The sequence below is a fragment of the Sphingobacteriales bacterium genome (assembly GCA_016711285.1).
Lineage (GTDB): Bacteria > Bacteroidota > Bacteroidia > Chitinophagales > UBA2359 > JADJTG01.
Genome location: JADJTG010000016.1, coordinates 98032 through 118200 on the forward strand (window position 1 = coordinate 98032; position 20169 = coordinate 118200).

13 protein-coding genes and 5 pseudogenes are annotated in these 20169 nt (G+C 41.1%); 1 reads left to right on the forward strand and 17 read right to left on the reverse strand.

Annotated elements, in window-relative coordinates; translation table 11 throughout:
• Window positions 1–272: 272 nt before the first annotated feature.
• The 4 genes from IPL35_15650 to IPL35_15665 all read right to left on the reverse strand — a co-directional run bounded on the left by IPL35_15650 (window position 273) and on the right by IPL35_15665 (window position 2314).
• Window positions 273–1412, reverse strand: a complete 1140-nt coding sequence (locus tag IPL35_15650; protein MBK8444748.1) for a gliding motility-associated C-terminal domain-containing protein — start codon at window positions 1410–1412, stop codon at window positions 273–275.
• 103 nt (window positions 1413–1515) lie between these two features.
• A complete protein-coding gene (locus tag IPL35_15655; GenBank protein MBK8444749.1) occupies window positions 1516–1722 on the reverse strand; it encodes a hypothetical protein in 207 nt (68 codons plus the stop codon).
• A gap of 38 nt (window positions 1723–1760) precedes the next feature.
• Window positions 1761–1898: a hypothetical protein gene (locus IPL35_15660; GenBank protein MBK8444750.1), complete on the reverse strand. Its 138-nt coding sequence runs from the start codon at window positions 1896–1898 to the stop codon at window positions 1761–1763.
• 11 nt (window positions 1899–1909) lie between these two features.
• Window positions 1910–2314 carry a winged helix-turn-helix domain-containing protein gene (locus IPL35_15665; GenBank protein MBK8444751.1) on the reverse strand — a complete coding sequence of 135 codons (405 nt, stop codon included), beginning with the start codon at window positions 2312–2314 and terminating at the stop codon, window positions 1910–1912.
• A 199-nt stretch (window positions 2315–2513) separates the two neighbouring features.
• On the opposite strand from IPL35_15665, the gene IPL35_15670 reads away from it, so the two are divergent.
• Window positions 2514–3548 (forward strand): o-succinylbenzoate synthase, encoded by a 1035-nt coding sequence (locus IPL35_15670; GenBank protein MBK8444752.1) that lies wholly within the window; start codon window positions 2514–2516, stop codon window positions 3546–3548.
• Between the two features lie 118 nt (window positions 3549–3666).
• On the opposite strand, the gene IPL35_15675 is transcribed toward IPL35_15670, so the two are convergent.
• From IPL35_15675 to IPL35_15735, 13 genes and pseudogenes are all read right to left on the reverse strand, one after another.
• Window positions 3667–4701 (reverse strand): outer membrane beta-barrel protein, encoded by a 1035-nt coding sequence (locus IPL35_15675; protein MBK8444753.1) that lies wholly within the window; start codon window positions 4699–4701, stop codon window positions 3667–3669.
• A gap of 7 nt (window positions 4702–4708) precedes the next feature.
• Window positions 4709–5686, reverse strand: coding sequence for a zf-HC2 domain-containing protein (locus tag IPL35_15680; protein MBK8444754.1), 978 nt, complete (start codon window positions 5684–5686; stop codon window positions 4709–4711).
• 33 nt (window positions 5687–5719) lie between these two features.
• Window positions 5720–6214, reverse strand: coding sequence for an RNA polymerase sigma factor (locus IPL35_15685; protein MBK8444755.1), 495 nt, complete (start codon window positions 6212–6214; stop codon window positions 5720–5722).
• 113 nt (window positions 6215–6327) lie between these two features.
• Window positions 6328–8979, reverse strand: coding sequence for a WG repeat-containing protein (locus IPL35_15690; GenBank protein ID MBK8444756.1), 2652 nt, complete (start codon window positions 8977–8979; stop codon window positions 6328–6330).
• 129 nt (window positions 8980–9108) lie between these two features.
• Complete coding sequence (locus tag IPL35_15695) at window positions 9109–10287, reverse strand: beta-lactamase family protein (GenBank protein ID MBK8444757.1); 1179 nt, start codon at window positions 10285–10287, stop codon at window positions 9109–9111.
• Entirely contained in the window at window positions 10280–10618 is a 339-nt protein-coding gene (locus IPL35_15700) for a hypothetical protein (GenBank protein MBK8444758.1), read from the reverse strand. The genes IPL35_15695 and IPL35_15700 overlap by 8 nt, the downstream gene beginning before the upstream one ends.
• A 298-nt stretch (window positions 10619–10916) precedes the next feature.
• Window positions 10917–14283, reverse strand: a pseudogene (locus IPL35_15705) (methylmalonyl-CoA mutase family protein).
• 147 nt (window positions 14284–14430) lie between these two features.
• Entirely contained in the window at window positions 14431–16566 is a 2136-nt protein-coding gene (locus tag IPL35_15710; GenBank protein ID MBK8444759.1) for a cadherin-like domain-containing protein, read from the reverse strand.
• 760 nt (window positions 16567–17326) lie between these two features.
• Window positions 17327–17716 (reverse strand): annotated as a pseudogene (locus IPL35_15715) (DUF11 domain-containing protein).
• 9 nt (window positions 17717–17725) lie between these two features.
• Window positions 17726–18115: pseudogene (locus IPL35_15720) on the reverse strand (DUF11 domain-containing protein).
• A gap of 12 nt (window positions 18116–18127) precedes the next feature.
• Window positions 18128–18601 (reverse strand): annotated as a pseudogene (locus IPL35_15725) (DUF11 domain-containing protein).
• A 303-nt stretch (window positions 18602–18904) separates the two neighbouring features.
• A pseudogene (locus IPL35_15730) lies at window positions 18905–19399 on the reverse strand (DUF11 domain-containing protein).
• 299 nt (window positions 19400–19698) lie between these two features.
• Window positions 19699–20169, reverse strand: coding sequence for a DUF11 domain-containing protein (locus IPL35_15735; GenBank protein ID MBK8444760.1), 471 nt, complete (start codon window positions 20167–20169; stop codon window positions 19699–19701).

Below are 20169 nucleotides of genomic sequence, written 5' to 3' on the forward strand. Positions count from 1 at the left end.
TTTGTTCCAAATTTGGCAAAATTGCTGCGATTCTACTTAAAATCATAAAAACCGCTAAAAATGATTTTAACGGCTTTTTATGAACGATTTTTGTTTTTACTGCTATACTTTCAAACAAAAACTTTTGAGGGTTTGAGCCGATGCGTGCTGCTGAAAATACAGACCGACAACAAAAAAACAGAAATATAGTAGAGTGTGTTTCATGGTGTTTTGAATATGGGGGGTTAAAATTGTAAAATATAATAAATTAATTAAAAAAATTCATATTATTATCAGCGCAATAAGGTGACATTGCCGCCGTCTTGAATATTCGGATTTGCAGTGCTGCCCTCCAAGCGATAGCTGATACGATATACATATACACCCACCGGTTGCGGCTTGCCTCCATAAGTGCCGTCCCAAACGGCGGCGGGGTCGCTGCTTTCAAATACTTTTTCGCCATAGCGGTTGTATATCGCCAAATGGTATTGGCTTATCCACTCGCTCAGGCTCGCCTTGAACAGTGTGCCGAAGGTGTCGTTGTAGCCATCGCCGTTGGGCGAAAAACCCGTAGGCAGAAAATGCCCCCCGCAAGGCTCAAAAGTAAGGTGATAGGCGGTGATGCGGTCGCAAGCGGTAGCCAAGCGCAGGGTATCGTAGTAGATGCCGCTTTCGGTGTAGCTCCGATTGCCGATGCGCACCACAGAATCGCTGCAAACGCGCCAATGCTGCGGGTCGGTGTATTCAAATACATTTTCGTAAGAGATGGAGTCTATCTCTACATTATAAAGATGTTCTCCTTGCGCACTAAATCCGAAAGCACCCGCTTCGCGCAGCGAGCTGTCTGCTACATAGAGGAGTTCTTCGCCATCGAAGGTCAGGCGGATACCCCAGTCGCAACTGCGTTGCAGTTCTATATCGTACCAAATATCTTCTTTATATGCCCAACTGAGCGATTGCAACAGCGTGGTGTCGCCGTTAACTACCTTATGCAGAGCAATGTTTTGCTTGTCGGCAAATAGGAGCGTATCGTACAAGCCCCCTACATAAAAATCAAAATGAATGAAATAAAAATTATCCCAATCAATATGTTGAAAAATGAGGCTGCTGCGATTGAGAACATAATTTTCTGTATTAAATGCAGCACTGTATTTATATTGGATAGTGCCGAAATTGCTCTTGTTTTTGCTGAGGCAATATGCCAATTCCGGATCGGCATCTAAATAAATAGGTAAGTAAATAAGTTCTCTACCTTCAGAAACTGTTGAAGAACCAGAGAAAACATGTTTCATCTCCTCCCAAAAATTTCCTTCAAATTCTTCGGGTACATTGGGGTCATAGTTGCTGGCATAATCGGCTTCTACTTGGGCGTGCAGGGGCGGTGGCACAAAAAGCAGCAGATAAAGCAACAAAAATTTTAATAAGTAGTACATTGTATTGTTTTTATTGGTAGAAAATTACAAACAATCACAGTTTTTGGAAATGACATATCCTGTTGCACCGCCGTTGTAAAAAATAATTTCTTTAACTTTTGCCTCAGCTGATTCCTTGTAGGGGCAGAGGGTGAAAACAAGTATTTTGTTTTTGCAATATTTTTTCTGCATCACTACAGTACACCACATCGCAATCCATCTTTTTATAAGCAACTACTTTTTTAATCCCTTTATTTTGATAAATAAGTGATAAATCGGCAAAATATTGAGCTACTTGCTCGGCTTTGGCTACTTGGTTGGCTTGGAACAAACAATCCGCATCAAAAAGGTCAATGGCTAAGAATCCGTTTAGTCTTGAACGTTTTTTTCATTGGTAACCACCAAAGGACGCGTGTTTTTCTCTGCCCAGCCGTAATAGGAGGTGGGTCTTTCACTTATCGAAAACTCGTCGTACATCAAAACGGCGGTGGTATCATCAGCTACCAAAAGTTGCTCTTTTAAGTCTGTAACAAAGGCTTTTGTTTGTCTTTATCGGCATTGCCATAATCAAAATGGGCTTTCTGGTGGCTCAGATTTAAGCGTTCCAATAAGTCATAAATGCCTGATTTATAAACTACTCCATAGGTGGCTTTCAGGTAGGCTTTCATTTCGTTGCCTGTCCAAATATTCCCCTTTAAACCTACCTCCGAGGGACGTTTATTTAAAACAACTTCCTTAAAATCAGACATTTGAAACTCGCTTAGTTGGCTGGGTTGTTTTCGCTCAACCCGCTTGCATAATTGCTCAAAGCCGCCCATAATATACTCATTGATATATTTACGCACACTTTGCCAATGTACCTTCAATTCCAAAGGGATTTCTTTAAATTCTTTCCCTTGATTATACAGAAAAACGCAACGCAATTTCCTGCGTATGTATTCTATTTAATGACGATGATAATACTTCTGGTATTCTTTTACGTCAAATCCTCTTTGTTCAAATTTTGTTCTACTATAGCCCATAACACAAAATTATAAAATATTAACCAAATGGGAGTAATTCGTTCTTCGATGAAGATACCTTTGTATCTTTGTACTTTTCAACAACAACATCGTTGCCCCTATGCCCTTCATTGCTCGCTACCAACGCCACCGCCTTGAGTTGCTGCGCCCCGCCGGTACTTCGCGTGGCTATTTGGAGCACAAAGACACTTGGCTGCTGCACCTCCAACACCGCCATCAACCGCAAATTTGGGGCTGTGGAGAAGCCGCCCCCCTCATTGGTTTGAGCATAGATGCACACGCCGGCTTTGAAAACAAAATTGCCGAAGTCTGCGACCACATCAACGATTATCTGCCGCAATTGCACGAGCGTTTAACGGATTTTCCCGCCCTTCGCTTCGCTTTGGAAAGTGCTCTGCGCGATGTGCAAAACGGCGGCAGGGCTTTGTATTTTCCTTCGCCTTTTACCGAAAATCGGGCGGGTATCGCTATCAACGGACTCATTTGGATGGGCGATATTCCTTATTTACAAGTACAAATAGAAGAAAAATTGCAGCAGGGCTACACTTGCCTCAAAATGAAAGTGGGCGCACTCCGCTTCGCCGATGAGTTGGAGGTGCTGCAAAAGGTGCGCCGCCGTTTTCCGAAAGAACAATTGGAAATTCGCGTAGATGCCAACGGTGCTTTCAGCCCTTGCGCCGCTATTTACCATTTGGAGCAATTGGCGGATTTGGATATTCATTCCATCGAGCAGCCCATTGCACCCAAAAATTGGCGTGCTATGGCTGATTTGTGCCGCAATTCGTCTTTGGCGGTGGCTTTGGACGAAGAACTCATCGGCGTGTCGTCGTCTGCCGAGCAACAACAGCTTTTAGATGAAATACAGCCGCAGTATATCGTTCTCAAGCCCACCTTTTTGGGCGGTTGGGCAGCAACGGAACAATGGATACAGTGGGCAAAGGAGCGCAATATTGCTTGGTGGGTAACTTCGGCGTTGGAAGGCAATGTGGGCTTAAATGCGTTGGCTCAATGGACGTTTACACTCAATAATCCTCTGCCGCAGGGTTTGGGTACCGGACAATTATATCGCAACAATTTTGAGTCGCCGCTTTATATGAGCAAGGCTCGCCTTTGGCATCGCGCTCCGGCCACATAAATAAAAAAAGCTGCCGCCCACGCTGTTCGGCTTGGACGGCAACTACACTTAACAACTTATTTTATGAGAAAACTTTTATTTTAAAAAAAATAAATACGATAAAAAAACATTGCAATTTCTAAAATCCGATAATATTCAATCCTACCGAAATGGGATAGTATTCCATAGTAGCAGGGCGTTCACTTTCTTTGAATAATTCGGTAAGAGCATATTTTGCATAAAAATTAAACATTCTGCCATAGCCAATTTCGCCCAACAATCCATAGCTCAAACGGTTGAGGTGTAAGCCGTCTTCTTCTTTGTGTTTTTCGTTGTTGCCGGTTTTGTATTTCAAATGTCCGCCCGTTACGATACCCATATAGCCGCCAACACCCAAATTAAAAGATTTACCTTTTTTGTAAGCATTACTTTCAAAACTCAGCATTAAAGGCACATATAAAGTAGAAGTTGTGAGTTTTACTTTTTTGTAACCGTCTTCGCGACTTGGTAACGCGATTACTTCTACCTGCGATACCGAAGCGGTGGGGCTGTCTTGCAACCAGATATTTTTTTCAAAGCGATAATTGTTAAAGCCGTAGGTCAAACCGTATTTCAAAAATAATTTGTGCTGGATTAAATTCAGGCGTTGCTGAATCAGGTGCAAATTGGCTTCAACAGATTTGGCTTTTAACTCCATCGTTGTGCCGTTTTCCAATACAGGTAAATCCAATTTTCCGTCATACAACAATCCGTTCCAGCCCAAATCAAGCAACAAAAAGCGTGTTTTTAGGTTTTTTTTCTTTTTGTTTTTGAATAAAGATTTCAAAGCACCTTCATCTGAAAAATCTTTTTCTTCTTCTATTACAATATCTTTATGATAGTTGTGTTCGTGTATTTCCTCCTCTGTTTCATTTATTTCTTCTTCTATCTCCGATTCTATGATTTTTTCTATGGTATCGCCAATGGCAGAGGCTATTCCTTTCTTGTCTTTTACCTGAATGGAAATATCCACACCGTTGTCGTCAATATTCAAACGAACAGTATCGCCGTTTTCGGTAATGTGGAGTTTGACGGGTTTTTGGGGGTTTTCAGAGTCGGTTTGAGCTTGCAGGATTATAGCAGGCAGACTGCTCAAGCAAAGCGCGCACAACAAAACACGAAGGTAAGTTTTCATTTTTTTGTTAATTTTTCTTATTAATAAAGTATTGAATAATTGAATTTTTTGTTTGTATAGATACTGTCAGTTGTTCATTTTGCGGTAAATGCTGCGACCATTTTTCGGCTACGGCGGTGGGCACTAAGGCTTCATTGAGCTTTGCTAATATCACCCCACTCACCCCTTTCCGAAAATCGGGATAACTCTGTTGTTCTGTTTCTGTATCCAAAGTCGCCACTTTTTTAGGTTTTAGCAAATCGTTGCGCAGGTGCGGCTCCACAGATGCGAGTGCGGCAATGGCAAGCGGCTCTACGGTGTTCAGTTCGGGTAGGGCGGGTCTTGTAGTAGCGGCGGCGGCAAGCGTTGAAACAGCAGCAGACGACACAATAAAAGCAGGAGCAACACTCTGTGGCAGTGGATTGTTATTTTGTGTAATTGTTATATCATTTATATCATTATTATCCGCTTTTTTGTTTGTACGGCGTTCAGCGATAGACAAGGCAGCAGAAGGCGGTATTTCAGCAACAGCTTCATCGTCTTTTTGCTGACTGACGGACTGTGTTCCGGCGGTTTTTTCTTTTTCCGGTGCGGCAATTGCAGTAGTAACAGACCTTTTATTTGCTCCATTTTCCGCCCGTGCGGGCTGTTCATCAAAAAAACGGGGTTGCACCATCGCCAGCAGCAGCCAAGCGGCGGCAATGCCCGTACTCAAGCCCCCTCCTATCCACGCCCACAACGGCAAAATACGGCGGTGGGCGGCGGCGGCTCGCGGAGCAGGCGGCGGTGCTTCGGCGGCTGCTGACGGCACAACGCGGCGCAATGTGTCTTTGCGTGTGTAGCGCAATGAAGTATCGGCTTGCAGACGGGTGGTGCGGTATTGCTCCAATACAAGGCGATAATTCGGATTTTTTTGCAAAAAAAGCAATAAACGCTGCTCCTCCTGCTCGCTCAATTCGCCGTCTATGTAAGCGACTAATTGTTGTTCTATCTCTTGTGCGGACATATCGTTGCTTTTTTTTATGATTAATTTATTTTTTTAAGAATGACGAATTTGCTCCGATGCTACAATGTGTTGTTTGAGATGTCGGCGGGCGCGGAACAAATATACCTTCACCTGGCTGTCGCTGAGTTGGGCAATCTGAGCAATTTCTTCGTAAGAGTAACCCTCATAGTCGCGCAGCAATACCAACGACTGATACAAAGGCGGCAGTTGCTGTAATGATTTTTCCAATAAATCCTGAAGATGATGCAAAGGCTCGGCTTCGGAGAGTTGGGCAGTTTCGGGTATTTGATCCAATGGCACCAAAGGGCGTTTGCGCCGAAACATATCCATCATGGCGTGATAGGCTACTTTGAAAAAATAGTTTTTGGCTTGCTCAAAAATGACGCTCTCGTGCGTGAGCCATACTTTTTCAAAAGTTATTTGCACCACATCATCGGCATCGGCTTCGTTGCGCAGCGTTTTCAGTGCGAAACGAAACAATTTGTCGGCATACAGCTCGACACATTCATTGTATTGATGCGGTGTCATTTGTAAGCTATTACGCCGCCGCCGCCCTAAAAGTTACAAACAATGAAAAAAAAAATTCAAATGTGTAAAAAATTGAAAAGACGGGTGAATTAAAGGATATTTTCGTTAAAGAATCAAAATGATGTATCTCTGTATTCTTGCAAAGTGGTTTTGTTGATGTAAAATATTTTATTATTTTCATCTTTAAATTTCAAATGACCTCCATTCTCTGCTGCTTCGTCTTGTAGGTGCGGATTATGAATTTCTGTGCCTTTAATTTCTTTTACGCATTTTCCTTCCTGATTAAATATCAATGATTTTCCTGCTATTGATACCGCCACATATTTTTCGGATATAGTATGTATATAGGGTGTTTCTGTCCAGTTTTTCATAATTATTTCGCCATATTGATTGAGCAAATATCTTGCCTTTTCGGGATAAGAACTAGCATACCACAAATTTGAATTATTTGCATTTTCCAAATAGGTGTAGTTAAGAGGAATTATTAGCTTCCCGTTTTCGTCGGCAAGCCCCCAGAAACCGCCTTTGCTCACCACCCAATATTTTCCATGATATACTCCCTCTATCCGATGATACTCGGTATCCCACAGAATTTTGCCTTTGCTATCCAATATATCTATTTCGTGTATGGTTTTAAATGATGCGAGCGTTTTATATCCGATGTATTTGGCTTCTTTTCCTTTTATCAATGCTACTTGTGAGTAAGACGGCAATTCTTTCATATCCCTATATTGATTGCTAAATAAAACTGCTCCCTTACAATTTATCCAATCGTTGATGATATTGCCATCGGGCTGCTTATTTATCCCTCTCAAAATAATATGCTCCTCATCAAAGGGTTCTTCGCTGATAGATATGGTATGTATTTCATCATAGCCTCCTCCTTCTAAAAGTATTTTTCCTCTTTCATCTATCCAATAGGTTTTATATTGTTGGGTAAGAGGATCGTAGCGTTGGGCAATAAATGTGGAGTCGCCGCTATCACAAGTGGAGGTTTCGACTATTTTGATGTTTTTCCATTGTGTGTCAAATTGAAAAACGATATTTCCTTTTTTATCTAAAATCAGGTATTCTTGTGTTTGGTCGGGGCGGGGTTGTGCAACAAAATATCCTTCGTCAAAATATTCCAAAATGTCGTAATAAGGGGCAATACTTACTCCCGATTGAAAATAAGGTGCTTTTTTAAAGGATTTTGACAAATTTTCGCTTTGCCGTTCCATTAATGTTTTATTATTCTTCGCTATTCTCCATTCATACAACAAGGGTTCTTCCAACTGACTGCTTACCAAAAAATATTCCTCTCCCTGATGTTGATATAAATAGATAGCAGTATAAACAGTATCTAAATTTCTTACGGTATCATTGCTCCATATTCCGTACCTGTCTTTGTTACTTAGACAAGTTATATATAAACAAGCATTGCTTTGAAAAAAGAATGCTACGTCTTTATATACAGGAGGAATGCGTACAATACCGTTGCAATCTATCAATCCTTTCTTACCTTTTTCTGTAATAATAAAATAATCCTTTGACATCACGTCATTTTGAAAATAAGGTTGTATATTTTCATCAGATGAATAGCTTACAATTTCTGTCAAATCGCTGTTTAATAAACAAACTGTTTTGCCTTTCTGACAGGTATAATAGGCGTTTTGATCATCAAATTCCAATCTGTCGAACTCATCGGGCAGCAAACGTTCGGTTTTTTCGTTGATAAGTATATATTTTTTGTTGGGTAAAACAGCCGTAAAAGTTGTCGAGTTTTTTATGCTGTCATCGTAATTATTATATATAATATCTGTGAATGTTTCACAATTGATGATATTTCCTTGTATATCAAATATTTCTACCTGTCCTGCGGCATTTTTTCCCTGAAAATAACGCGCTCCGAAAGGATAGATATATTTGTAATACAAACTGTCCAACAATATTTCGCCCTTGCGATTGATGATCCTTTTACAATGCGGAAAATCATCATCTATATATGTTGTGAAAGCCGTTAAGTCCCAAAAATCGGCGAGTTGCGGCGTTGCTTGGGTGCTTGCACAGTAAATGCCTGGTTGTAAATAGGTTATTTTCTGGTACGGAAGGGGCAATGTAGTGCGGGTGGGTATATCAAATAAACAGAGTATGCCGTCTTTTCGCAGAGATAATACATTTTTTTCTAAAGAATCTATATGTGTTACATCTGCGAGCACTACTTCAAAATCCTGATTAAGCAGGTCCTGGTGTATGCTGTCTTTTCGCAATACCAATATGTCTTCATACATTTTATAAGGTGTAAAAGGGTGATAAATACCAGAACGTATTGCGTAGGCAGGAGCAATGTATTGATATACCGGAGTAAAAGAGCCTTTGCGTACATTTACCAAATGAAAACGCGCATAAATGTGCGGTTTATTTTCGAGGTAATATATAAAAAAAGGCGGTAGGTCGTCAATTTGACCGAGATGCCCTGAATCTTTATTTTGTGATGCCGACGAACTAACAGGAAATAGTTCTTTGCCCCAGCAGGTGAGCAGCCACCATTGTTCGCCTTTGCGCACAGCAGCTACGCCATTTTTATCAAAGAGCTTCACTTCATCGTATTGAGCAGCGATGTACAAGCGTCCCGAAGCGTCCATATAACCATACTTACCCGCCTGCAAATAGGGCGTGAGCGGTAAAGAGGGAGTGGTAGTCGGTAAATCATACGACTTCCATTGGCAGGAAACAAAATTCAGGCAACATAGAATAATAAAAGGAAGCAAGTAATTTTGCAACATATTCTATAAAATTTACCTATTAACGCATCTGTCAAAAAAATATTATACCTGATAATTATGCGATAGTTCAGGGCATTTTTAAGATACTCATTTTTCGTATTGCTAATTTTTTCAATTATACTGCTTTGTTTATTTCGCTTCATTTATTATTTTTTCCATTGCTTCTTTTGTTGAGAAGAATTGGTCAATCTTTCCGTAGTTGCTGTTTACAGCGTAAACGATTGTAGTGCTGTCGTCTGGGAAATAAAGCATATTTGCATAATAACCAACTGCATCACCACTATGCATATAAGCAACTCCTTTATCTGTTTCAATTTTGAAAATTCCTAAACCATACGAAATAGGAAAAAAATCATTGTCTAGCTCTTTTGGTGTTTTCCAAGCAAACATTTGATTCAATGAGTTTGAGTTAATAATTTGTCCACTCATTAATGCTCTGAAAAAAACATTCATATCGTATGGATTTGAAATTAATCCACCGTCTGCCGTGAAGTAATCCCAGCCACTAAAATAGGTGCTTTCTACAACTTGTAAATTACTATACATATCTATATAACCTCTTACAATTCCAGAAGGAATAGGGTCTTCAGCTGCAAATTTTGTCATAGTTAAACCAAGTGGGTTGAATATTTTATCTTCAAAGACTTTATAAAATGGCTTCCCTTCAATTTTTTCAATCAGCATTCCGAGCATTATGTAACCAGTATTTGAGTATCGCACATCATCACCAGGCTGAAAATAAGCCTTTTGATTGTAGGCATACTTTAATAGGTCATTGGGTTTCCATTCTCTGATAAAGTCATTGAGGGAAGCAGTTTGGAATTTCAAATTTTGAATGTAGTTATAAATGCCGCTTGAATGTTGAAGTAGTTGCCTGATAGTTGCCTTGTCTGCATTTTCAATTTTATTAATTACATCGCCTTGTAAATAGGATGATATTTTGTCATCTAAATGTAGCTTTCCCTCTTCCGCAAGTTTCAATACTGTGGTCGCAGTAAACATTTTTACTGTTGAACCCACTCGACTGATATTACAAGGTTGCATATCTATATTATTGTGCAAATCTGCTTTTCCGCTTGCACCAATCCAGATACCTGTTTGAGTATGATAAACCGACATTGTAACTCCAACAACACCGCTTGAAGTCATATCATTTATTAATGACTGATATTTACTGTTGTTGGGATTTGTGGCACTGCTGTCCGCAAAATTGAAATCGCAGTTATAAAATGAAGGATTTATATCTTCGCCTTTATGACAAGAGTTTAGGATAAATAAGGCAAGAATGAAATATAGTATTTTATTCATTTTTCTTAGTCTTAGTATTGATGAAAAATTTAGCACCAACGTGGAGGTTGATATGTGTCATAACAGGTATAAAATCAGGAGAATAGGGATATTCTGCCCAAGCTTGATAACGGATGAATATTTTAGGACTGCTTTCATCTGCCTTTTTAAGATAGTAGCCAATATCTAAGAAAAATGAAGGATATAATCTTGCGTTTCCTTTATCGACTTTCTTAACATATTGTCCGTTTGTAAATGTAAATTCTTCGGCAGTTGCAAATGTGTGCATATATCCCACTCCCAAAAGTCCTGAAAAAGCAAGTCCACATTTTAGTCGGTATTCATATCCCAATTCTGTATTGAGTCCAATGCCTTGTGCCAGATAGTTGTGCTAGAAATAACTAATATTTGCAGTCTGAAAAAGTCGGGAATGTTCTTTTACTTTATAATTAAATTCAGTACCCACTTGAAGTCCGGGGTGAATCGGTGTTGTTACAAACCTTGTAAATGGGATAGCTGTTGATTCATTAAAAATTGAAACATTTATTGGAATTGCTTTCCTTTGTCCAAACAAAACTATAGGGCTGATGAAAATAAAAAATATTAGTATTCTATTCATTGCTATGATGTCTTTTTATAATGGCTTATAACTACATATTTCTTCGGTACTGACCGCCCACTGCGTAAAGTGCTTGTGTGAGTTGTCCTAAAGTGCAGATTTTGGCGGCTTCCATTAATTGTTCAAATACATTTTCGTTGCGCAAAGCCGCCGTTTGTAATTGTTGCAGAACGGCATTGCTACGGGCGGTGTTGCTCTGCTTCACCAAATCGCGGCTCTGTATTTGCAGTTCTTTTTCTTGGGTAGTGGAGCGTATCACCTCTTGCGGTATCACGGTGGGAGAGCCTTTGCTGCTCAAAAAAGTATTTACGCCCACAATAGGGTACTCGCCACTGTGTTTGAGGGTTTCGTAATATAGGCTCTCCTCCTGAATTTTGCTGCGCTGATACATCGTTTCCATTGCACCCAACACGCCCCCGCGCTCGGCGATGCGTTCAAACTCCTGCAATACTGCCTCCTCCACCAAATCGGTGAGTGTTTCAATAATAAAAGCTCCCTGCAAAGGGTTTTCATTTTTCGCCAGCCCCAACTCACGGTTGATAATTAGTTGAATGGCTACAGCGCGGCGCACACTTTCTTCGGTGGGTGTGGTGATGGCTTCGTCGTAGGCATTGGTGGAGGCTGTTGCAGTTGTCGTAAATGGCATACAGGGCTTGCAGCGTGGTGCGTATGTCGTTGAAATCAATTTCCTGAGCGTGCAGGCTGCGCCCCGATGTTTGGATATGATATTTTAGTTTTTGGCTGCGCTCGTTGGCGTTGTATTTATGTTTCATCGCTTTTGCCCATATCCGCCGCGCCACTCTCCCAATTACTGCATATTCGGGGTCGATGCCATTGCTGAAAAAGAACGATAAATTCGGTGCAAAATCGTCAATGTGCATACCGCGACTGAGATAATACTCCACAAATGTGAAACCGTTTGCCAGCGTAAATGCCAACTGCGAAATCGGATTAGCTCCCGCTTCGGCAATATGATAGCCACTGATAGAAACGGAATAAAAATTGCGTACTTTTTTAGTAATGAAATACTGCTGCATATCGCCCATTAGTCGCAGCGAAAATTCAGTACTAAAAATACAGGTATTTTGGGCTTGGTCTTCTTTTAAAATATCCGCCTGTACCGTACCGCGCACTTGGTTGAGGGTGTAGTTTTTAATATCGTTGTACACGGCGGCAGGCAGCACCTCATCGCCTGTAATGCCGAGCAGCAATAAACCTAAAACGGTATCAGTCTGCTGCCCTTCTTCGGAAATGAGTTGATACTGCGGTCGCGGCAAACCTTTGTCGTCGTATTTTTCTTTCAGTTTTGCCGCTGCCAAATGTTCCAATTTATTTTCTTTTATATACAATTCGCATTGTTGGTCAATAGCGGCATTCATAAAAAAAGCAGCTACGATAGAAGCCGGACCATTGATGGTCATAGACACCGATGTTTTGGAGTCGCAAAGATTAAAACCGGCATATAGTTTTTTGGCATCGTCCAAGCAGCATACCGATACGCCACTGTTGCCGATTTTGCCGTAAATGTCGGGGCGGTGGTCGGGGTCTTCGCCATAGAGCGTTACACTGTCAAAAGCAGTGGAAAGGCGGGCGGCGGGCTGTCCCTGTGCCAGATAATGAAAGCGGCGGTTGGTGCGTTCGGGGTTGCCTTCGCCGGCAAACATACGCGTGGGGTCTTCGCCTTCACGCTTAAATTCAAATACGCCCGCCGTAAAAGGAAATGCTCCGGGAAAATTTTCCTGTAATACCCAGTGCAGGCGGTCGCCCCAGGAGCGATATACCGGAACAGCAATTTTAGGAATTTTGTTGTGTGAAAGCGTTTCGTGATAGGTTTTTACACGAATTTCCTTATCTCTTACCTGATAAATAAATTCATCGTCCTGATATTTTTTTAATAATTGCTCCCAGTTGTCCAAAACCCGCTTACATGTACCGTCCAAATCTTCGCTGAACTGTCGGGCAGTTTTTTGCAACTTTTCATCGTTTTTCAACAAATGAGCTGCCGCTTGTACATGTTGCCATTGCTCGGCAATATCGGCTTGTTTTTTTGCCCATTGGTCGTAATTACGGTTGTTTTCGGCTATTTCTGCCAAATAACGGGTGCGTTGCGGCGGAATGATATAAATCTTTTCAGATATTTTATCCTCCACTACCAAATTACTTTTAAAATTTGTACCGCATTTTTCATTTATCTTTTCCAATATTGACACATATAAACGATTGATACCCGGATCATTGAATTGTGAAGCAATCGTGCCAAATACAGGTAAGGTGTCTAAATCCCGATCCCACAACTGGTGGTTGCGCTGATATTGTTTTTTTACATCGCGCAAGGCATCTAAGGCCCCTCTTTTATCAAATTTATTGAGGGCGATGAGGTCGGCAAAATCCAGCATATCTATTTTCTCCAACTGTGTTGCTGCCCCATATTCGGGGGTCATTACATATAAAGATACATTGCTGTGTTCTATAATTTCGGTGTCGCTCTGCCCGATACCCGATGTTTCGAGGATAATCAAATCAAAAGCTGCTGCCTTGCACACAGCTATGGCATCTGCCACATATTTGGATAATGCCAAATTGCTTTGGCGTGTGGCAAGCGAGCGCATATACACCGCCGAATGGTGTATGGAGTTCATACGGATACGGTCGCCTAAAAGCGCACCGCCCGTTTTGCGTTTGGAAGGATCAACAGAAATAATGGCTATATTTTTATTGTCGCTAAAATCCAACAAAAAACGGCGCACCAATTCGTCCACTACGCTGGATTTTCCCGCACCGCCCGTTCCGGTAATACCCAATACGGGGACTTTACTTTGTGCAGCGCGCTGGTGTACTTCGTTCAGTACGGATTCATATTCATCGGCACTATTTTCGGCGGCAGAAATGAGGCGGGCAATAGCTCGTTTGTTGTGCGGGTGGAGTTGTTTGGGTGCTATTTCTTTGAGGTCGGGGGCGATAAAAAAATCACTCTGGCGCAATACATCATTGATCATTCCCTGTAGCCCCAAAGCCCTACCATCGTCAGGCGAGTAGATGCGTGTAATGCCGTATTCATGTAGTTCGTCAATTTCCTGCGGTAAAATAGTACCGCCGCCGCCGCCAAATATCTTAATATGTGGCGCACCTTTTTCGCGAAGCAAATCATACATATATTTCAGATATTCCACATGCCCTCCCTGATAAGAGGTGATAGCAATGGCTTGTACATCTTCCTGAATAGCAGCATCAACAATTTCAGCTACCGAGCGATTGTGTCCGAGATGGATAATTTCTGCTCCCGAACTTTGCATAATGCGCCGCATAATATTAATGGCAGCATCATGACCATCAAACAAAGAAGCCGCTGTAACAATACGTATTTTATGAACAGGAATATAAGAACTACGAGCTTGCATAGAAAAAGATATTGTACTTATGAAAGGTAAATTTACAATGTTTTCGGCAACTATAATGTGACATTGTCAAAAAATAAAAAAAGCCGCATACTTTTCAGTATGCGGCTTTATAAACAATATCTAAGTATTAAACCTTCTTAGAAAGAACTATTTTATAACGGGCAGATAACCGGTGCGTTGAATAGTACCCTGTTCGCGAGTATTTATCAACATTTGATATACATAGATACCATTTGGTAAATTCATTTCGTTGAGGAAAGCAATACGGTTGAAATTGTTGATGTTGAAAGCAGCATTTTGATAAACTATTTGTCCGTTTACGTTATATACTGCTATTTGTGCATCTTGAATATCTAAACCGTTCAATTCATCAAGATTGAAACCATTGGTATCTGTATCCGGTGTCATCAATTCAGGCATTTGCAATTCGTTGAAATCATTTTTGCCTGAACCGTCACATTCACCCACATACATGTGTACTGTGTAAATATATTCCATTCCGTTGTTGTCAATGGCAGTTACGGTCAAGTGTTCTGTCAAATCAACATAGCCGGGTAAAGCAATATAGCGGAATGTATTTTCATCTATAATATCAATACTGCAAGGATAGATAGACTCAATATCTACGATATGTAAGTTTAATCCGCAGAAATTAACATTCACATAAATAGGTGTCATCGGTGCTACACACTCGTCAAACTCGGTTTGGCAATCTACCGCTACACTGATAGTACCAGTAGCCGTTCCATCATTGCCGTCACAGATTGTGTAGTTGAATGTTTCTGTACCAGAGAATCCATTATCCGGTGTATATACTACTTCACCATTTACAACACTTACTGTTCCGTGTGTCGGATCTTGTACATTGCAAATTGTCAAGTTATCACCGTCAGGATCTACATCGTTGCCTAAGATGTCTATCGTTACTAATGTACCTCCCTGAGTAGAAGCGTTATCATTGCTAGTAATAGGATTGTGGTTTTCATTATCAAATTCTTCACAATCTTCTACAACATTGACATAGTAAGTAATAATATCCTCTGTACCGCTAGTGCCCACCGCTTTGATAGTCAAGGTATCTATACCTACATAACCAGGTGTAGCTACATAGCGTACACAAGAGTCGCTTAAAATATGGATACTGCATTGATAAGCTGAATTGGTCAGAAGCGTGATAGAATAGGCTTCGTTATCAAATTCACAGAACTCAGGGCAGATAACCAATATATTGAAGGCATCAGCGCATAATGAAACCGGAGTGTTAGTGCAATCACCGCCGTCACCATTACAATCTACTGTGCTTGTTACAGGCAACGTGATGCTGCTCGCTTCATAATCACAAGCATCTAATGGATCTGTGCCGTCTGTTGTTTCATCTCCGTTCGTTACACCGTCTCCATCGCAATCTGCCGCAGTCCAAGATGCACTTGCATTCGCAGGTACTTGGCTGCTGCTGTAAATACATGGGTTCGTGTCGTTCGGATCTGTGTCGTCACCATCACCATCGCCGTCGGTATCATCGCTGCCACCGCCATTACAATCTACTGTACTTGTTACAGGTAACGTGATGCTGCCTGATTCATAATCACAAGCATCTAATGGATCTGTGCCGTCTGTTGTTTCATCTCCGTTCGTTACGCCGTCGCCATCGCAATCTGCCGCATTCCAAGATGCACTTGCATTCGCAGGTACTTGGTTGTTGCTGTAAATACATGGATTCGTGTCGTTCGGATCTGTGTCGTCATCATCACCATCACCGTCGGTATCATCGCTGCCACCGCCATTACAATCTACTGTGCTTGTTACAGGTAACGTGATGCTGCCTGATTCATAATCACAAGCATCTAATGGATCTGTGCCGTCTGTTATCTCATCTCCGTTCGTTACGCCGTCTCCATCGCAATCTGACGCAGTCCAAGATGCACTTGCATTCGCAGGTACTTGGCTGCTGCTGTAAATACATGGGTTCGTGTCGTTCGGATCTGTGTCGTCACCATCACCATCGCCGTCGGTATCATCGCTGCCACCGCCATTACAATCTACTGTACTTGTTACAGGTAACGTGATGCTGCCTGATTCATAATCACAAGCATCTAATGGATCTGTGCCGTCTGTTGTCTCATCTCCGTTCGTTACACCGTCTCCATCGCAATCTGCCGCATTCCAAGATGCACTTGCATTCGCAGGTACTTGGTTGTTGCTGTAAATACATGGGTTCGTGTCGTTTCGGATCTGTGTCGTCACCATCACCATCGCCGTCGGTATCATCGCTGCCACCGCCATTACAATCTACTGTGCTTGTTACAGGCAACGTGATGCTGCTCGCTTCATAATCACAAGCATCTAATGGATCTGTGCCGTCTGTTGTTTCATCTCCGTTCGTTACGCCGTCGCCATCGCAATCTGCCGCATTCCAAGATGCACTTGCATTCGCAGGTACTTGGTTGTTGCTGTAAATACATGGGTTCGTGTCGTTCGGATCTGTATCGTCACCATCACCATCGCCGTCGGTATCATCGCTGCCATTGTTGCCGCCTGTAATAGTAGTTGTTACACTATCTTGGTCGTCTTCGCTGGTTACATTATTATTTGGTGTAGAGTCAATATCATTTTCAGTTAAACCAACTACTTCAGCTGTATTAGTAATTGTTCCGTTACCGGTAGCAGTTACTGTAATAGTCAATACTTTTGTTTCATTAACTGCAATAGTACCGATGCTCCATATACCACTGGCAGCAGAATAAGTACCTGGAGCAATATGACTCACATATTGTACACCACTTGGCAATATATCTTTTACCTGTACATTGGTAGCAACATTAGGACCTTCGTTGATGACTGTAATCGTATAAGTAAAGTTCTGTCCGACATTCACAGTAGAAATAGAAACTTGTTTTTGCAATTCCAAATCGACTGCTATATTGCTGGCAGGTGTTACATTTACTGTTACATCATCTATATCGTCTTCCGAAGGATTACTATTGTTCACATCTGAATCAGGATCTTCTTGGTTAGAAGCCACTACTTCAGCAATGTTTTTAATAGAGCCTTCGTTTTGTGCTGTTGTTGTAAGAGTCAAAGTAACTGTTTGACCTACTGGTACACTATTAATGCTCCAAATACCAGTATTGCTGTTGTAAGTACCTGCACTTGTGATAGCAGAAACAAACATCAAGCCTGCAGGTAGTTGATCTTTAACTTGTACTCCGGTAGCAGGATTTGGTCCTTTATTTGTAAGCTGTAGAGTATAAGTAATCGTTCCTCCTACATTCACTGAAGTTACACTGGCTGTTTTTTGCAATTCTAAGTCAGCAGTTGGTGTAAATGGTTCAATTACGTTCACTGTTACTTGGTCTTGATCATCTTCGTTAGCATTGCTATTATTTGGCGTAGAGTCAATGTCTTGCTGATTTGCAGCATTTACCTGTGCCATATTAGTAATTGTACCCAAAGATGTTGCTTTTACTGTAATTGTTATGTATTTTGTTTGTCCGACTGCCAAGTCACCTACCAACCACAATGAAGTGTTAGATGTATAAGTGCCTTGTCCGTTAGAACTTTGATATTCTACACCCGCAGGCAAAATATCTTGAACAATTACACCCGTAGCAGCATCAGGTCCTTCGTTTTTAATATTCAATGAATAACTAAAAATACTATTCAAAGTAACTGTATTACCGCTTAGTGCCAATGATTTTTGCAACTCAAGGTCAATAGAACTATTAGGTTGTTGTACCTCAATAATATCATCGTCTTGATCATCTTCAGATAACACATTGTTATTTGGTGTTGAATCTATATCATTTTCGTTATGAGCAATAATTTCAGCCATATTAACGATAGTTCCATAGGTATTTACCACACCATTAATGTTCAATGTAACAGTAGTTCCGGCAGGTACATTACCGATAGTCCAAAGACCGGTAACTGCATCATAAGAACCTACTGTAGTTGTTGCAGATGTATAAGTTACGCTGCTTGGCAATTTATCCAATAATACCACACCTGTTGCGGTTTGTGGACCTTGGTTGCTTACTTCTACTACATAAATTATAGCATCGCCTACCTGAGCATTAGAACTCAACAAACAATATTTATTAACTGATACGTCAATACCTTGACCAGTAGTCGGTACTACTACATAATCGGTCTGATAATCATCTTCTGTCGGGTTATTATTACCCGGTGTAGAGTCAATATCAGTTTGATTAGCAGCAGTTACTTCAGCGACATTGTAAATATTACCTGTACCGTTTGCTGTCACCACAATTTGCAAGTAGATAGTAGCACCTGCCGGAACAGTACCTACATTCCACACTCCGCTCGCAGCATCATAAGTTCCGTTAGCGGTGCTGTAGCTTACATAATTTACGGTAGAAGGCAATTTATCCATCACTGTCACTCCTGTTGCAGTAGCAGGTCCTTCATTTTTCAACTCTAAGAAATAAGAGAATTGTTGACCTGCCTGTACAGTACCTGAAGTCAAAGAGTATTTATCCAATTCCAAGTCAATATTTTGCGGTTGTACCGTAATTACATCGTTGTCTTGGTCATCTTCATTCGGATTACCGTTGTTTGGAGTAGAATCTGTATCGGTTTGGTCAGCATCTGCTACTTCTGCAATATTGGTGATAGTACCTTCGCCTGTTACAGTTACATTAATACTCAACATAGCCGTAGCACCTGCATTCAAGTTGCCGATAGTCCAAAGACCGCTGGCAGGAACATAAGAGCCGTTAGCCGTATTATGCGATTGATAGCTTAAGCCGGCAGGCAATATATCTGTCACCATCACACCTGTTGCGTTGGTATTGCTTTCATTTTTAACTTCAATGTAGTATGTTACTGCATCACCTACGTTAACGCTTCCATTGGTATTAGAAGCTTTATTTAAGGTTAAGTCAATATTGTTTGGCAATACTTCTACAGTGTCACCTTCCTGATCATCTTCATTCGGGTTATTGTTACCCGGTGTGCTGTCAGGGTCGTTTTGGTCAGAACTTTGTACTTGTGCAATATTCGTCACTGTACCTGCTCCGGTAGCTGTTACTGTAATTTGCAAAGTGGCTGTTTGTCCATTTGCAATTGTACCGATATTCCAACTACCATTTGACAAATTATAAGTACCTGCACTTGAATTGTATGATACATACGTTACGCCACTTGGTAATTGTTCTGATACTGTAACATTTGTAGCATTGGCAGGTCCATTATTTGTTACTTCAATATAATAAGTGAATTGGTCACCTATATGTATAGAACCACCATTAGTAACTGAATACTTATTCAATGATAAGTCAGCATTCGGATTGATAACATTTACTTCCACTGCATCTTCATCATCTTCACTCTGGTCGCCGTTATCATTGCTTGGAGTAGAATCAATATCAGCTTGGTTAGCAGCAGATACCTGAGCTACGTTTTTAACATTACCAGGGTTGTAGCTTTTACATTAATAGTTAAAGTTGCAATTCCACCTACAGGTAAGTTTCCAATATTCCATACATCAGTACCTTCACTATAAGTACCCATATTTGCACTTGCACTGACAAACTGAACGCTTGTAGGCAAGTTATCAAATACAGCTACTCCGGTAGCAGCATCTGGTCCTTCATTGGTAACTGTAATGGTGTAAATAAATGTTTCACCTACATTTACAGAAGCTTTATTTGCTGCTTTATCCAATTCCAAATCAATCAATGGAGTATTAGGTTCGCTAATAGTAACACTTGATTCGTCTTGGTCATCTTCATTCGGGTTGCTGTTATTTGGTGTCGAATCCGGATCTGTTTGGTCAGAGTCAGTCACTTGTGCAATATTTAAGGTTGAACCTGCTTCAATAGCTTCTACTTCAATTGTCAAAGTAGCTACAGAACCTACCGCCAA

Excerpts from the sequence above, each read along its gene's own strand:
- IPL35_15650 (MBK8444748.1), bottom strand. The coding sequence starts at position 1,412 with ATGTACTACTTATTAAAATTTTTGTTGCTTTATCTGCTGCTTTTTGTG.
- IPL35_15670 (MBK8444752.1), top strand. The coding sequence starts at position 2,514 with ATGCCCTTCATTGCTCGCTACCAACGCCACCGCCTTGAGTTGCTGCGC.
- IPL35_15675 (MBK8444753.1), bottom strand. The coding sequence starts at position 4,701 with ATGAAAACTTACCTTCGTGTTTTGTTGTGCGCGCTTTGCTTGAGCAGT.
- IPL35_15680 (MBK8444754.1), bottom strand. The coding sequence starts at position 5,686 with ATGTCCGCACAAGAGATAGAACAACAATTAGTCGCTTACATAGACGGC.
- IPL35_15685 (MBK8444755.1), bottom strand. The coding sequence starts at position 6,214 with ATGACACCGCATCAATACAATGAATGTGTCGAGCTGTATGCCGACAAA.
- IPL35_15690 (MBK8444756.1), bottom strand. The coding sequence starts at position 8,979 with ATGTTGCAAAATTACTTGCTTCCTTTTATTATTCTATGTTGCCTGAAT.
- IPL35_15695 (MBK8444757.1), bottom strand. The coding sequence starts at position 10,287 with ATGAATAAAATACTATATTTCATTCTTGCCTTATTTATCCTAAACTCT.
- IPL35_15710 (MBK8444759.1), bottom strand. The coding sequence starts at position 16,566 with ATGGCGGTGGCAGCGATGATACCGACGGCGATGGTGATGGTGACGACA.